The 15,859-nt window shown below is 55.2% G+C and carries 13 protein-coding genes and 1 pseudogene; 3 read left to right on the forward strand and 11 right to left on the reverse strand.

Annotated features, from left to right (window positions below; genetic code table 11):
* Nucleotides 1-70: 70 nt before the first annotated feature.
* Nucleotides 71-1,750: a C4-dicarboxylic acid transporter DauA gene (gene dauA / locus ACOTXR_RS11690; RefSeq protein ID WP_058689878.1), complete on the forward strand. Its 1,680-nt coding sequence runs from the start codon at nt 71-73 to the stop codon at nt 1,748-1,750.
* On the opposite strand, the gene ACOTXR_RS11695 is transcribed toward dauA, so the two are convergent.
* Together ACOTXR_RS11695 and ychH are read right to left on the reverse strand one after the other, a co-directional pair.
* Complete coding sequence (locus ACOTXR_RS11695) at nt 1,736-2,794, reverse strand: MerR family transcriptional regulator (protein WP_058689877.1); 1,059 nt, start codon at nt 2,792-2,794, stop codon at nt 1,736-1,738. The genes dauA and ACOTXR_RS11695 overlap by 15 nt on opposite strands.
* Nucleotides 2,795-2,914: 120 nt before the next feature.
* Nucleotides 2,915-3,190, reverse strand: coding sequence for a stress-induced protein YchH (gene ychH, locus ACOTXR_RS11700; protein ID WP_008499505.1), 276 nt, complete (start codon nt 3,188-3,190; stop codon nt 2,915-2,917).
* A gap of 274 nt (nt 3,191-3,464) precedes the next feature.
* Here ychH and pth point away from each other — a divergent pair, with 274 nt between their 5' ends.
* Both pth and ychF read left to right on the forward strand, forming a co-directional pair.
* A complete protein-coding gene (pth, locus tag ACOTXR_RS11705) occupies nt 3,465-4,049 on the forward strand; it encodes an aminoacyl-tRNA hydrolase (protein WP_014884200.1) in 585 nt (194 codons plus the stop codon).
* A gap of 126 nt (nt 4,050-4,175) precedes the next feature.
* A complete protein-coding gene (gene ychF / locus ACOTXR_RS11710) occupies nt 4,176-5,270 on the forward strand; it encodes a redox-regulated ATPase YchF (RefSeq protein ID WP_023312134.1) in 1,095 nt (364 codons plus the stop codon).
* A 58-nt stretch (nt 5,271-5,328) separates the two neighbouring features.
* On the opposite strand, the gene ACOTXR_RS11715 is transcribed toward ychF, so the two are convergent.
* The 9 genes and pseudogenes from ACOTXR_RS11715 to ACOTXR_RS11755 all read right to left on the reverse strand — a co-directional run bounded on the left by ACOTXR_RS11715 (nt 5,329) and on the right by ACOTXR_RS11755 (nt 15,843).
* Nucleotides 5,329-5,754: a hypothetical protein gene (locus ACOTXR_RS11715; protein ID WP_058689965.1), complete on the reverse strand. Its 426-nt coding sequence runs from the start codon at nt 5,752-5,754 to the stop codon at nt 5,329-5,331.
* A gap of 14 nt (nt 5,755-5,768) precedes the next feature.
* The gene (locus ACOTXR_RS11720; RefSeq protein WP_421767032.1) at nt 5,769-10,133 is read right to left on the reverse strand and encodes an RHS repeat-associated core domain-containing protein; all 4,365 of its coding nucleotides are present in this window, start codon (nt 10,131-10,133) and stop codon (nt 5,769-5,771) included.
* Nucleotides 10,134-10,136: 3 nt separating this feature from the next.
* A complete protein-coding gene (locus ACOTXR_RS11725; RefSeq protein WP_014884212.1) occupies nt 10,137-10,577 on the reverse strand; it encodes a DcrB-related protein in 441 nt (146 codons plus the stop codon).
* A 76-nt stretch (nt 10,578-10,653) separates the two neighbouring features.
* Nucleotides 10,654-11,730, reverse strand: a complete 1,077-nt coding sequence (locus ACOTXR_RS11730; RefSeq protein WP_023338411.1) for a hypothetical protein — start codon at nt 11,728-11,730, stop codon at nt 10,654-10,656.
* A gap of 3 nt (nt 11,731-11,733) precedes the next feature.
* Nucleotides 11,734-12,288, reverse strand: a complete 555-nt coding sequence (locus ACOTXR_RS11735; protein ID WP_072205409.1) for a hypothetical protein — start codon at nt 12,286-12,288, stop codon at nt 11,734-11,736.
* Between the two features lie 76 nt (nt 12,289-12,364).
* Nucleotides 12,365-12,859 carry a hypothetical protein gene (locus ACOTXR_RS11740; protein ID WP_072205406.1) on the reverse strand — a complete coding sequence of 165 codons (495 nt, stop codon included), beginning with the start codon at nt 12,857-12,859 and terminating at the stop codon, nt 12,365-12,367.
* Complete coding sequence (locus tag ACOTXR_RS11745; RefSeq protein WP_045134156.1) at nt 12,852-14,774, reverse strand: type VI secretion system Vgr family protein; 1,923 nt, start codon at nt 14,772-14,774, stop codon at nt 12,852-12,854. Before ACOTXR_RS11745 ends, ACOTXR_RS11740 begins: the two co-directional genes overlap by 8 nt.
* 97 nt (nt 14,775-14,871) lie before the next feature.
* Nucleotides 14,872-15,057 (reverse strand): annotated as a pseudogene (locus ACOTXR_RS11750) (immunity protein Tsi6 family protein); the annotation flags it as partial.
* Nucleotides 15,058-15,117: 60 nt separating this feature from the next.
* Complete coding sequence (locus ACOTXR_RS11755) at nt 15,118-15,843, reverse strand: ankyrin repeat domain-containing protein (protein ID WP_198924575.1); 726 nt, start codon at nt 15,841-15,843, stop codon at nt 15,118-15,120.
* Between the last annotated feature and the right edge of the window lie 16 nt (nt 15,844-15,859).

Genomic DNA, 15,859 nt, shown 5'->3' on the forward strand with positions numbered 1-15,859 from the left:
TTGTATGATCAATGCCTCCTTCACCTGCCATTCATATGACAGATGATGCGCACTCGGATGATAGATAATTGTGAAAAACGTAGCCTCCTCACATGTTCTGCCCTTTCGCGCCCTCATCGACGCTTGCTGGAAAGAGAAGTACACCTCGTCACGTTTTGTCCGTGACCTGATTGCCGGGATCACCGTCGGCATTATCGCCATACCGCTGGCGATGGCGCTGGCGATTGGTAGCGGCGTTGCACCTCAGTACGGCCTCTACACCTCAGCCGTTGCCGGGATTGTCATCGCCCTGACCGGTGGTTCACGCTTCAGCGTCTCCGGCCCGACCGCCGCTTTTGTGGTGATCCTCTACCCGGTTTCGCAACAGTTTGGTCTTGCAGGCCTGCTGGTTGCCACCCTGATGTCAGGCCTGTTTTTGATTCTCTTTGGCCTGGCCCGCTTTGGCCGCCTGATTGAGTACATTTCCCTTTCCGTCACGCTCGGGTTCACCTCAGGGATCGGGATCACCATCGGAACCATGCAGATCAAAGATTTTCTCGGTCTGCAGATGCCTCACGTACCGGAACATTATCTGCAAAAAGTAGGCGCGCTGTTTATGGCACTGCCTACGGCCAACCTGGGCGACGCCGCCATCGGGATTGTGACGCTGGGTACGCTGATTGTCTGGCCTCGTTTAGGGATTCGTCTGCCGGGTCACCTTCCCGCGCTGCTGCTGGGTTGCGCAGTAATGGCTATCGTCAATATGTTCGGTGGTCATGTCGCGACAATCGGCTCGCAGTTCCACTATGTGCTGGCGGACGGTTCTCAGGGTAGCGGCATTCCGCAACTGTTACCGCAACTGGTACTGCCGTGGGACATGCCTGGCTCCAGCTTTACCTTAAGCTGGGATTCCCTGCGCGCCTTGCTTCCCGCCGCATTCTCTATGGCAATGCTGGGGGCCATTGAATCGCTGCTCTGCGCCGTCGTGCTCGACGGCATGACCGGCACCAAACATAAAGCCAACAGCGAACTGGTCGGTCAGGGGTTAGGCAATCTCATCGCCCCGTTCTTTGGCGGTATTACCGCAACGGCAGCCATCGCCCGTTCAGCGGCGAACGTGCGCGCGGGAGCAACCTCCCCCGTTTCGGCGGTTATCCACTCCGTGCTGGTGATCCTCGCTCTGCTGATCCTTGCCCCGCTGCTCTCCTGGCTGCCGCTTTCCGCTATGGCCGCGCTGCTGCTGATGGTGGCCTGGAACATGAGTGAGGCGCATAAGGTGGTCAACCTGCTGCGTCGTGCACCAAAAGACGACATCATCGTAATGTTGATCTGTATGTCGCTGACGGTGCTGTTCGATATGGTTATCGCCATCAGCGTCGGGATCGTGCTGGCTTCCCTGCTGTTTATGCGCCGCATTGCACAGATGACGCGCCTTTCGCCGGTCAACGTAGAGGTGCCTGATGATGTGCTGGTGCTGCGCGTAATTGGCCCGCTGTTCTTCGCCGCAGCGGAAGGCCTGTTCAGCGAACTGGAAACCCGCATCGCGGGCAAACGGATTGTGGTATTGAAATGGGATGCCGTACCGGTGCTGGATGCCGGTGGCCTGGACGCCTTCCAGCGCTTCGTACAACGTCTGCCGGAAGGCTGCGAGCTGCGGGTGAGTAACCTGGAATTCCAGCCGCTGCGCACCATGGCGCGCGCGGGCGTACAGCCGATCCCTGGCCGACTCTCCTTCTACCCTAACCGTGAAGCGGCGTTAGCGGATCTGTGATTCACCTGATGCGGAGAAGCGTCTCTGCATCATTATCCCGATGGCCTGCTGGAGCCATGCAAGCACAGCAGGCGACATCCATGTTCCTTTCATCAGCTGCGGCTCCTGCTGCATGGCCGCGCGAAACTTTTGCTGGGTTTCCGGGTTTGTTCCCGCATACGACTGGAATAACGCCAGCCAGTTTTCAGCCAGCTTTTGCGCCTCCTCACAGGCAGGATCGATACTTTTCCGCTGCGCCTGATGCAGTTTCGCCACCAGCGGCGGCCACTCCATCATGCGGTCAAAATAGTGTGCCCTGGTAAAGGCCATCTCTTCGGCGGTGAGATACTTCTCCCATATGTTGAGCTTAGATTCAGCAAACGCCCGGGTAATGTACTCCGTCATCTCCGACGTGATGCCAGTCTGCGCCTGCATTTGCGGCTCAACGCTGTGCATTTCGTTCAGCCGGGTAAGAAACTCCGGCTTGCCCGCCGTGTCCTGCTCCAGGCGTTCCATCCAGCGCGTCGCCAGCTCCATGGCTCGCGCATCCGTAACGGGGATATGTTGCTCCAGAAGTATGTTGGCCTCTGTAACCAGCCCTGACCAGATAGCCGTCAGTGCCTCCTTCTGCACCGCAAACGGCAGCTGCTGTAACTCTTCTTTGCTAAACCAGCGATCGTACATATTCATTAACTCCAGCGTCTGTAGCCAGGATTCCAGATCCGGCGTCGCATCGTCGCGAAGCCCGGTGCGCAGTTCCACCAGCCGGTCGCGCAGCGTATGTATGCTGCAAAGCTGTTTATCCAACAGCGTGATTTGCGCATCGAGTAACTCGGTTAACGACAGCGACGCCTGTTCCAGAAAATCCCTGATTTCAGCAAGTTCCAGCCCCGCTTTTGCCAGCGTCTGGATCATGTGCAGACGCTGGACATCTGCCAGGTTGTAAAGCCGGTAACCTGCCGCACTTCTGGCAGAAGGCAGCAACAACCCTGTTTGCTCATAGTGATGCAATGTCCGCACGGTGATCCCGGCCCGTTTCGCAAGCTCACCCACCTGAATCAACATAATTGCTCCTTTTTACTTTGCCAGTGCACACACTCTGGAGCCTTACGTTACGTGAGGGTCAATACTACATGCAAAAAAAAACGACTCCCTCGGGAGTCGTTCGGTGTTCTTTATCAGGTACTAGCTGTGCTTGTGCTGATCCCTGCGACAACGTTTATCATAATGGCGCACCCACCAGTATTTATCGCAGACTTCCTCATGTCCGCTCACGCGCGCCCCGGCAAGCCACAATACTGCACCGAGGAAAATGCTCAGTACCGCGCCATGCGCGAAGTATTGCGGGAGATCAAGCTGCGGCAATTGGTTTAAAATTGAATAACCCACGCCGACAACCATCACAAACAGCCCCAACCCCATCAGCACGTTACCGAGTAACGAAGCGTTTTTGCGTTTCATGTGTCACCTCCGGAACTTTGGGTTGTCAGGGGAAAAGCCCCTAATCCTTGTGTGTAAAGTATAGACAGCGCCTCTTTTATGAGTTGCGTGAATGATCACATTTACGGATAACTCCCAAACAAAAGTTTACAAATAAGGCGTTGAACAGCTTGAAATTCTAATTGTTCAGATGAGTAATTATTCGACTTTCGCCGTGACGATTGCAGAATTTTGTCAAGCGGCGCGCCAGACAGTAAACTACGCGCCAGATCTGGAACCCATTAGGAATTGAATCGTGACGATTAAACTGATTGTCGGCCTCGCCAACCCGGGCGCAGAATATGCGGCCACTCGCCACAATGCCGGGGCATGGTATGTTGATCTGCTGGCCGAGCGGTTGCGTGCTCCCCTGCGCGAAGAACCTAAATTCTTCGGCTATACCTCACGTATCAACCTTGCTGGCGCAGATGTGCGCCTGCTGGTACCCACCACCTTTATGAACCTGAGCGGTAAAGCCGTGGCGGCAATGGCAACGTTTTATCGCATCAATCCGGATGAAATTCTGGTGGCTCACGATGAACTGGACCTCCCACCCGGCGTGGCAAAATTCAAACTGGGCGGCGGGCACGGGGGCCATAACGGTCTGAAAGATATTATCAGTAAGCTGGGCAATAACCCGAATTTCCACCGTTTGCGCGTAGGAATCGGCCATCCGGGCGATAAAAACAAAGTTGTTGGTTTTGTGTTAGGTAAGCCCCCGGTTTCTGAGCAGAAACTGATTGACGAGGCGGTAGACGAAGCGGTGCGCTGCACTGAAATCTGGCTGAAGGATGGCTTAACCAAAGCGACAAACCGCCTGCACGCTTTCAAAGCGCAATAATCCGCCCGATACGGCTTTTTTACCGCGCGTGATGCGGGTTACGTGTATAATAGGCAGAGTAATTTACTTTTCATCAATCGGTTATCGTTAACGGATTGATTATCAAGATATTAAGGTGATTTAGAAATGGGATTCAAATGCGGTATCGTCGGTCTGCCAAACGTGGGCAAATCCACCCTGTTTAACGCGCTTACCAAAGCGGGTATCGAAGCGGCGAACTTCCCGTTCTGTACCATCGAACCGAACACCGGGGTTGTGCCAATGCCCGACCCGCGTCTGGACCAGCTCGCGGAGATCGTGAAGCCACAGCGCATTCTGCCGACCACCATGGAGTTCGTTGACATCGCGGGCCTGGTAAAAGGCGCCTCCAAAGGTGAAGGTCTGGGTAACCAGTTCCTGACCAACATTCGTGAAACCGAAGCGATCGGCCACGTTGTGCGCTGCTTTGAGAACGACAACATCATCCACGTCAACAACAAAGTGGATCCGGCTGACGACATCGAGGTCATCAACACCGAGCTGGCGCTCTCTGACCTCGACACCTGCGAACGCGCGATTCACCGCGTGCAGAAGAAAGCCAAAGGCGGCGATAAAGACGCGAAAGCGGAACTGGCTGCGCTGGAAAAATGTCTGCCACAGCTGGAAAACGCGGGCATGCTGCGCGCGCTGAAAAACCTGACGGAAGAAGACAAGGCGGCGATCAAATACCTGAGCTTCCTGACCCTGAAGCCAACCATGTACATCGCCAACGTTAATGAAGACGGTTTCGAGAACAACCCGTATCTGGACAAAGTGCGTGAAATCGCCGCGGCGGAAGGTTCTGTCGTTGTGGCTGTATGCGCTGCCGTTGAATCTGATATCGCCGAGCTGGACGACGCTGACCGTGAAGAGTTCATGGCCGAGCTGGGTCTGGAAGAGCCGGGTCTGAACCGCGTAATTCGCGCAGGCTATGAGCTGCTGAACCTGCAGACCTACTTCACCGCTGGCGTGAAAGAAGTGCGCGCGTGGACGATTCCTGTGGGCGCAACTGCGCCTCAGGCGGCCGGTAAGATCCACACCGACTTCGAGAAAGGCTTTATTCGTGCGCAGACTATCGCGTTTGAAGACTTCATCACCTACAAGGGTGAGCAAGGCGCGAAAGAAGCAGGCAAGATGCGTGCGGAAGGGAAAGATTACATAGTTAAAGATGGCGATGTGATGAACTTCCTGTTTAACGTCTGATTTGTTTTGTAAGGAAAAAATCCACGCCCTGGCGTGGATTTTTTTTAAGTTAACGAATTTAAGCCCTCTTGCGCAGATAGAACTCAAGGTATTTTTTAGGTCTATCCTGAAATGCTCGTTCTTTGCCGTAATTATAAGCATCGTTAAAATATTTATACGCTTCATCGAATTGATTCAGCTCGTAACAGACCATACCCAGGTCGATTAATGGTGCAGTATCTATATCCGAACCACGTGTCCGTAATGTCGTCTCTCCCCATTTCTTTGCCTCAACGTAATCCGCGAGATCAAAATATGCGCTGTACATGCATGCAGAGATCCAGTTGGCGAGCTCCCATTCAAGCTTTGGCTCAGGGAGAGCTTTCCAAGCTTTTTGATATTGCTCTAAAGCCTCGGCGTATTTTTTTTCATCGTGAAACTCGTTTCCTTTTTCAACAAAGGAGTTAATTTCGGATTCAATTTTTGGGTCTTCAAGGTCTTTCATGGAACAATGCTCCTTCATTGGAAATATTGGGATTTTTCCTGTGGGCCAATAAAATCGGCGGAATCTTTATATCTATCAGGTAGCAGAGCTCCCTGAGACCGGTTGTGGCCATAATATTCAAGCTCATAATTTCTGGAATCTCTCATAAAGGCTCTGACCTCACGAGATTTAGGCCCATAGTAGCCACCCTTCTGATTCCAGTATTTAACTGCATCTGTTAAATGAGCCATGTCCGCATCCTGAATACGGTACCATTTACCATCAGTTGAGCTTTTAAATTGCATCCTATCGCCCGTACCACGAATACGTCCTTCTCCTCGCATTCGTGCGATTACTTCACGTCCAGTCTTACTATTTTTTCCCGGGGTCCTTCCCATAAATTTTTTACGGCAACTCAACCCCCACGGATCCACCCACCCCAGCGCATTCGGCGCATACTGGTAAAGGTTTATCCCCCCCGCCAGCCCTATCGGGTCCTGCTGCGTAAACCTTCCGCAGTCCGGGTCGTAATACCGGAACAGATTGTAGTGCAGCCCTGTCTCACGATCCAGGTATTGCCCCTGCATACGCAGGTTCTGAGAATATCCTGATACCTGCGTTTCGCTTTCCCGCAGCAGCTTGCCCCAGGCGCTGTTCACTCCTTCCCAGCGCACCTGCCCTTCGATATCCGTCATCCGCTCCGGCGTGCCGTTGGGCTGACAGTGGAACCAGAAGATTTCCGGGGCATCCACGCCGTCGATACGCGCCAGCGGATCGTAGCTGTCCTGATCGCTGTAGACGTAGGTCAGCGGCACATCCCCGTGCACTTCCTGCAGCAGGCGGAACCCCTCCCAGACAAAACGGGTAGTGACCGGCTTGCCGGTTGGCTGCCCGCCCAGCATCTGGCGACGCGTTTTGCTGATCCGTCGTCCGAGCGGATCGTAGCGGAAGTTGACCTGCGTCTGCGGTTTGTTGCGATCCCGCGGCTGGCTGATGACCTCCGTCAGGCGGTGCTCGCCGTCGTAGCGGTAGTGCCACCGGGTCTGGCCGTTATCCTTCTCCACGGTGCGGCCGTGAATGTCATAACGCCAGCGAATGCCGTTCAGTTGCGTCAGGCGGTTATGCGTGACCTTCTCAGTAGCCCCTTCGAGCGGGTTACCAGCGGCATCCCAGCGCCACTGCTCCTGTCCGGGCAGCGAGCCGTCCTGAACCAGCAGGCGCCCGGCACTGTCATACTGCCAGCGGTACCAGCTGAACGGATTATCGTCCCGCTCTTCCCGCACCAGGTTATTGCGGTAGTTGTAATCCCAGCGGCGAGACCAGCGGCGCGGCGACGGGCGTTGGGCATTGCCAGTGAATACATCCCGGCGATGCAGTCGACCGAGACGGTCGTACTCGCTGCGGGTGGTCAGCAGCCCCTGAGTGCGGCTGGTCTCCCGGTGGAGTTCGTCGCGCGTGAAATCAGAGACCGACAGCTTATCGAGGGCAATACCGAGCAGATGCCCGCTGCCGTAGTAGAACTGTTTCAGCTCGCGGCCATCGGGCAGCGTGACGGAGGTGCGGTTGCCCAGCGCGTCATACTCCCACGCCAGCTCGCCGTGTTCGCCCGCCTCGCGCGTCACGCGACCGAGCGCGTCATAGTCAAAGGCAAGCTCCTGCTCGGCCTCGGTGGCCCATGCGTCGGCTGAAAGCGCCGGATGCAGCCCGATCCGGCTTAATAGCCCGGATGGTGTGTAATGATAGCGGGTCTGGCCTTCCGGCGTGGTGCGGGCGACCAGCTGGCCGCTTGCACTCCAGGCGAAGGTGTGGGTGATGGCCTCCGGATGACCGGCGGCAAAGGTGCGCGCTATCGTGCGCCCGCAGGCGTCGTAGCAATACTGCGAGGCTACGCCATCAAGCCCTGTCTCTTCCAGCAGCAGCGAGTCCGCGCCCCAGCGGAACCGGTACGCTTCGCCGTTTTCGTTTTCCAGGGCAACCAGACGCCCGCGGCTGTCCCATCGGCGGCGCACCTCTTCCCCCTGAGTATTGCGGGTGGCGGTTAAGCGCCCTGCGTCATCGTATCTGAACTCGCTTTCTTTCCCGTCAGCGCCCGCATGCTTCACCGGCAGGCCGCGCTCGTTCCATGCAAGTGACTCCGTCCAGCCTTCCGGACGATCGAGCTGTACCGGACGTCCTGCCGCGTCGTAGCGATAGCGCGTCTCTTCGCCGTCGGCGCCAGTCTCGGCCACCAGCCAGCCGAGCGGATGATAACGGTAGCGGGTAATGCGCCCGGAACAGTCCGTCGCACGTACCATCTGCCCGGCGTCGTTATACTCCTGATAGCGGCTGTTTCCGGTGGCATCGACCTCCTCAACCACCTGACCAAACTCATCCCGGTGCAGCAGCATGGTCTGCCCCATCGGGTCGACCACGCGCTTCAGGCCGTGATGTTCGTCGTACCAGAAACGGGTCGCGCTGCCGTCGGCTTCGATAATGGCCGCCGGAAGCGCGCGGTGCTCCAGCCAGGTGGTGGTACGGGTATTGCCGTCGGCGTCGATCTCCTGCACCCGGTTGCCCATTTCGTCGTAGACAAAGGTAACGGCATTGCCGAGGGGATCGACGCGACGGGTCAGAAGTTCGTTGTCATCCCACTCGTAGCGCCAGTTTTCACCGCGCTCGTCAACGTAACGGACAATCAGATTTTGCGCGTTCCAGTAGTGCTTACGCGTCTGGCCGTCGTAGTGCTCGACGGTCGTCAGCCCGGCGGCTAAATCATAGCTAAAGCGGCACCCGTCGCCGGTGCTGGTGCGGTTTTCCACCACGCGCCAGTGGTCGAATCTTTGCCAGCGGTATTCACTCTCCAGCCCACCAGGCAGGCGGTGCCAGACCATCAGGCCGCGGTCATTATAGCGATATTCACGCGTTACCACGCCGGAGGCATCTGTCGCGCTCGCCAGTTGGCCGCCCGCATCGTAGCGCCACTGCATCAGCGGCCAGGAACGGTTGCCGTCGAAATGGCTCGCCGACGTCACGCGCTGCGGGAAACGTTCATCTTCATAGCGCAAAGTAACATCTATTGCCCGTGGCTCGTCGTGAAGACCAACCAGCCTGCCGTGCTCATCCCACGTCGTCAGCAGCGCGTTGCCGTATTCGTCGCTGAGAGATGCCAGACGCAGAACAGCAGGGTTTGCCCGGGTTGGTTTGTACAGACGCCACACCGCACCGTCGTCATCAGCTATCGCCACGTCGCCATTTTCATTACGGCGGATAATGATGCCTTCGCTGATGCTGTAAAACGCGCGGTCGACAGGCGGCAGCTCGAAGCTCAGCTCACGCCCGGTTTCGTCGAACCAGGTGGCGTTGTTTTCTTCCAGCGTCAGATAGCTGTCAAAGGGGGTTGCCCAGCCCAGCCCGAACAGCCCTTCGCGGGTGGTCAGGCTGTTATAGCTGCGCTGCCAGCGAAGCGGGAAGCGCCCCGGCAGCGAGAAATCGAGTTCATCGTCGTCATTCAGTACCTTTACGCCGGTGGCGGCGTGAACCGGATGCGAGGAGCCAAACACGGCATTCACGGCCATATCGGCCAGCATCCCGCCGCCGGCCGCCGCCAGCGCGCAGGGCATGTTTTTCAGAATCTTGCCCGGACGTCCGCGCAGCAGGGAGAGCGCAATCATCCCCAGCGCCAGTCCCGGCGTTTTACCGCTTTTGATATCGCGAACCGTAAGCGTGTCGCCGCCAATGATCACGTTCGGGGAGACATCGTCGGAAATGGTGCCTTCGCAGGTGGTGCGATCTTTCGCGCGCACCGCAGGCTGTCCGTTGATAAAGACGCTTTTGGAGCCTTCCGCCAGATACTGCGGCCCGGAGTGTTTTTCGCACGCCACCTTGTCTTCTTCCAGTGGCGAGGTCCCCGCCGCGGCAGAGGCCACGCTCGGCTGCCACATTTCGCTGCCAAATTGTCCGGCGGCGGAAAGCAGCATCCCTGCGTAATCGGCAAAACTGCCCGGAGACTGCGGTTCAGGGGAAGGGGTATCCGCAGGCGTCAGCGTTCCGGCCGCGCGCGCGGCGGGGATCGCATTCGTCAGAACGTTATTCGAACCGGTGGTAATTTTGCCCGCAGGCGACGGAGGGAAAAGCGCATTGCCCAACCCTTCCGCGGCATTGCTGATATTGTCAGTGATCCCTGCCACGTTCGCCAGCACGCCGCCGATAATCCCGCTTAACAGACAGCTGGATCCAATTGCCGCCACGCCTGCTGCCGCGGCCCCCGCCCCCAGCAGTGGCGCCGCTACGGTTGCAGCAGCGCCAACCGCCGCACCGATCACCGCATAGGCGGCACCTTCCGCCACAATGCTGGTGATGTCAGCAAAAATGCTGGAGTGAATAATCTCGTCGCCCTTACGGGCCGCGTTGTTATCGCTCATGCCTTACACATTCCGGTTGTCGTTTAGCGTCAGACTTTGCTTAAGCGCGCTCCAGCGCCCCTCGTCCTCTTCGGTGAACGCTCTGAGTGCCGAGAGGGTAAAAATCATCAATACCGGTTTGCCCGGCGTCTGTACGGCCAGCTGTTTTTGCCACAGGCGTTGCCCGTTACTGTCGAAGGTGGTCTCAACTTCCAGCCCATTAATTTTTCCGTCAGGGCCGGCTTTTACATTCCGGAATTCGCTCTGAGCAATTTCGCCCATCTGAGGACGCAGCACATCCCACTGGCGGTGAAACTCTTGTTCGTAGTCACTGCCGTCCGGAATGACGCCGCGGCTGACCACCACGGATAATCCGCTTTCGTCATCGCGAATAATATTCATACTGTTATCCTGCCAGGCAGCAGGATAAAGGGAAAACGAACCTTCCTGGAGGGTGTATTTCATAAGTGAACTCGGGATGGTTAATATTGTGAGAAACAAGAAGGCCAATCCATGCTGGCCCTTTGGGCTGGCTGTTTTATTATTTACGCCATTGACCTGACTGTTCGACTAAAACCTGGCTGCCTTTGCTGACAACCAGTTTCGCGGGTGCATACGTCACGGTATAAACGATTTCGCCATTCTTGTACGTTGAGCCGATTATTTTACCTGCGGAGTCGCGCAACGTTTTTCCCCTTAAGGAGATCGTGCTGTTATCGCTTTTGCGCACGCCGAGATAAACCATCTGGGCACATTCGCTCTCGAAATGGCCGCACTTGTTTATCAAAGAAATAGCGAATTTTTCGGTTTCCAGTTTTCTGGATTCAGCGTGATGATCCGAATCGGCTTTATGTAATGTATAACGCAGCGGAGCATAATCATTGCCATGTTGAGGAGGCGTTACTAAACGCCATTCCATTTCATTCCCCTTTACTTCCAGAGCAGCCCGCCCACCTACACCGCCAAACGATGAATTGAACTCAACAGTGGCACGATTGCCAGCAATCGTACCGCTAAGATTACGCTCATCATCCTCGGGGCAATCAATGCGGTTTCCTTTCCGGGAGATATAGCAATAAGAGCCGGTGATACGGTTGCCTGACCGAGCTAACTGCAGGGTTAACGTCGAGTCGCTCCCGAACTCGCCTGCCCATACCCCGTCAAAGGCGAGTCCTGATTGGCTGTTCGATTCAAACTGCAGCGTATTGAATCTGGCAGCCCATTGCTGAATATCGGCATGAATAACCGGACTATTATCTGAAGACTGGTAATGAATAACGTCCGACTCCGGAACCACCCAGGCCGCAAAGATTTTGCCGTCAGGATAGATGACCAGCGCTGACGCATTCTCCAGGTAGAGATCCTTTAGCCAGCCTTCAACAAACAATCCGCCACCTGTGGTGGTATGCGGTTCACCAAAGACATCAAAGTTATCAATAAAGGTCTGGTAATGATTTCCTAGCGTCTTCCTGAGACTGTCTGTCACTTCGCTGTCGTTAACGATGCGGCTCACCGTATCAAGCTTATTGTATTGCGATAATTCAAGCGCCGATGACGTTTCAACGACGCCTGTCAATAAAGCGGTGAACAATGCGACTGCCAAATATTTTTTGGTCATAAATCACTCTGAAGTACCATTTTCGTAATTCATGGTTATTTTCACCACCTGACTGTCTATAACCTTAAAAGAGAGCAATTTCTTACCCAATTCATAGGAAATCCACTTCTCCCCGGAATCATTTTCGAACTGACCATCGCCGTACGCATTGTTCAGCTCTCTGATTGTTGAACCCACATGAACGCCACGCGGCGTTAAAATATCTGAGGCAGTCAGCGTAATCTGGGACACGATATAATCGTCAACGCTTCTTTCTGCTTTATCCCACCAGAGATTGGAACTGAATATTTCTAACCCAGCCTTTTGATGCTGGTAGAATTTATAGTTTGTTCCGTCAAAAGGAACTTCACCGACAAAATGGCCTTTCAACGGCACGTCAATTTTACGGGCAATATCAGGAATCCATCTGTCGCCCAATGCGACAGGCTGGTCTTTAATCTGCACAGAAAAATCCCGTTTTGTCAGAACGGAAGGCATCACCTGAGCCAAAACCACATTGCTGCTCAGACAGGTCAACATCAGGGCAGAAAAAAGAAATACCGGAGTGTGTTTTTTCACATTAATTGTCATTTAATGAATGTATATCGGGCTTCTCACCACTGGAAACCCCGTCAGGACATGGGAACTGTGTTTCTTATTCGTCGCTTATGACGACAGAATCCAGACAGTCAGGTTTTTTCACGGTGAAACTGAAGCTCACCTTTTGTCCATTACTGTCTTTTGGCGCGGTATAACTGGTCACTTCATTCTCAGAGCGGCCTTGCGGATAGTCAGTGAGCACCAGTTGCGGAAAGTGCATTTTAACGGTATCAAGCGTTATGCATTGACCTGACGGTGAAAAATTCAGTAAAGGCGCCATGTCGCCGTTATCTTTGCTTAAACGTAAACCAATTTCGGTAATGCTCGTTCCATCATCCAGTTTGAAATCGTCAGCTTTGTAGAAATTGATATATTCATTTTGTCTGGTGATCTTAAATGACAACGGCGCATTGCTTAGGCTTGTAACGGATAATGATCTGAGTGATGCGCTCATCCCGGAAATGAACATCCAAAGATCCTTTTTCTGAGCGCCTCCTTCAGCCATTCCCGTCGTTAATAATGCGATAAGTACCGCACCGGCCTTACTCATCTTTTGGCGTAAATTTCGCCTGCACCGCCGCATCAATATCCCCTTTATGCCCCGATCCCGGTGCCGTGGTGCCCGGCTTGGTTCCCGAGGTATTCAGGTGCAGCTTACCGCCCGTGGTGATATAACCATCCCCTTCCACGAAGAAGTTAAACTCTTTACCGATCAGGTTAATCTTGCCGTTAGCATTCAGCTCAATGGCGCTTTCCCCTGAGACCAGCCGCAGCTTCGTCCCGGAAGCAATGACGTACTGCTCCACCGCCGCATCCAGCTTGCCTTTGCCGGTCAGGATCTCAGTCCCACCTTTGACAGCCTGCGTCTGATTCGCTTCCACGCGATGCAGTTCATTTTTCTTCACGTAATGGCTGCGCTCGCCGCCGACGCTGTGCGTTTCATCATTTTTAACGCTGGTGTCCATGTTGCGCTCGGCCTGGATCCACACCTGCTCTGCACCTGCTTTATCCTCAAAGCGCAGGGCGTTGGCATTGTCCACGGAGCCGTCTTTCGTCCGGCTCATAAAGCCCATCTGCGTCGCGGCGGCAGGCAGCGCCCACGGCGGCATGCTCGCGTCGTTGTACACGCGCCCGGTAATAATCGGACGGTCCGGGTCACCATTGATAAAGTCCACCACCACCTCGTCGCCGACGCGCGGGATTTGCACCCCGCCGTAGCCCTGGCCCGCCCACGCGCTCGACACGCGCACCCAGCAGGAGCTGGTGTCATCCCCCTTCGCCAGACGGTCCCAGTGGAACTTCACCTTCACGCGACCGTATTTGTCGGTCCAGATACTCTCGCCGTTCGGGCCCACCACCTTCGCGGTCTGCGGGCCGTAGGTGCGCGGCCACGCCGTGCTCTGCGCCGGGCGATAAGAGACCGACGCCGGGATGACCGTGAAATCGGTCCTGTGAACAGTTTCACCTTCCCCGCTGGCGTAGCGGTTCTCTTCGAAGTGGTAGCCCGCCGCCGTCACCAGATACTCGCCGTTATCGCTGAAGAACGGCGCGTTGGTCAGGGTGAAGGTGTGGCCCGGCGCAATCCCCGCCGCCGTGGCGGTGGCCTGAATCTGCTGGTGCTCAACCTGCCAGCGCTCCTGGCGAATGCGGGCGTAAAACTCCGCATGCCCGGTCTCCACAAAGCGTCCCGGCCAGTCGTAGACGTCAATGCTGCCCGGCTTCGGCGACGCCGGGTTCTGCTGGGCCTGGAACAGCCACGCGTTCGGCTTGCGGAAGTCATAGTCGTCGAGGCTGTAAATCCCCGGCGTCACGCTGTCCTCAAGCGCCCACTGGCTGATGCCCTCTTCATCCGTACTGCCGCCGGACGGCGTCTGGTGGTAAGGAATGACCTCATAGCCGCTGAACGGCTGATGCTGGGTGGCGGCGTCGGTGAGCACCAGGGTGTGCTTGTCGGCCTCGTGGCTGAAGTGATAGGCAATCCCTTCCAGCTCCATCAGGCGGCTGATGAAGTCCAGGCTCGACTCCTGATACTGCACGCAGTAGTCCCACACCCGGTAGCTGCCGGTAAGTTTATCCTCCACGTTGACCTGATGTTCAGCCAGCAGGGTTTTCACAATCTGCGGCACCGTCTGGCCCTGGAAAATACGCAGGTTACGGTCGCGCTTCATCGGCCACAGGTCCGGCTCCACCGTCAGCTGGTACACCGCATAGCGGGTGCCCGTCAGCTCAACGGCGCTGACCGCCACGCGCGTGACTTTGCCGTTGATGTAGCGGGAGGAGAGCAGGTTCTGCGTCGGAATGGTCACCGTGACCGGCTGGCCGAGCAATTTGCTGCGGTCAATGCGTGCATCCGTGCCGAGCAGGGTCAGCGTCAGGGCGAACGACTCGGACATCGCCTCGCGGCCTGAAAGTTTCCAGAAGAGCAGCCCCTCGACCGGGAGCTGGACTGTAATTCGGTTGAGCATAATCTGTATTCCGTAATGGTTTATGCTAAATAAAAAGTGTTAACAAAGAGGAGATTTATGACCAGATGTTTTAGGAGATGCGCAAATCACCGTCAGCTTAATTTCGATACCGCTTTTGCCTTTTCAGATATTCATTATCTTGTTCATGTGGAAGGGTCACCTTTAACCCATAAGCCATCTGCGAAGCGATGTAGTTTACATTTGACAGATGCCGGGCAAGCTCTTCATCAGTCGTTTCAAACTCTTTTGCAGCCATAGCACCTAAATTTAAAGTATGAAGCTTACTTTTATCTGCCGCTTTTTAAGACTCATTATTGCTCAGGAAACGCACTGTTTAACGTCATCACTTATTCACCGGCGCAGGAGGCCATTTACCGCCATGCTGAATAAGCGCGTCTTTAATTTCAGTGAGTTTTTGATATTCGTCGCTGCCCTCTTTCGCCCGGTTCAGATACCGCTGCAGCTGATTAGCCATTGTCCAGCCATTATCCGCCTTGATCTCTGCGTTGGCACCACGCTCCAGCAGAAGCATGACATGATCGTAAGAGTGGAAATCGAGCGCAGCGATCAGCAACGTATTACCCAGTGAATTGGTAATATTGATATCCGCGCCATCATCAAGCATCGCCTGCAGGGTATCGGTGTTTTTTGCTTCGAGGGTTTCGAAGAGAATCGGCTCTCCAAACGTTTTATCCCTGGCATCCGGCGATAATCCGCCCTCCAGCATCGCCTTTATCCAGACTCCACTGTCCGCTTTCAGCACATATTCGGCCGGACTGCTCTCTCCCTTAGGCCTTGGCTGCAGCGGATCTGCCCCCGCTTTGACCAGCGCGGTAATAATTTTTAACTGCTCGGGTGTTTTCTTATCGTTAATTGAGTTCATCACCGCCCAAAACAGCAGCGTCATGTCCTCTTTACCGGGTGTATTAAGATCCGTTTGCGAAGCTAACTGAGTTACCTCATTCACTTCACCGGCTTCAATGGCACGCGCTAAGGTGAGCTGCTGTCCGCTGAAGTAGTTGTCTGGTTTTAAATCCATATTTTGCTTGCACCCCTGAACCATAAACATTAAACAAAGCGCTATC

This window comes from Enterobacter cloacae complex sp. IR53030 (assembly GCF_049238365.1).
GTDB lineage: Bacteria > Pseudomonadota > Gammaproteobacteria > Enterobacterales > Enterobacteriaceae > Enterobacter > Enterobacter kobei.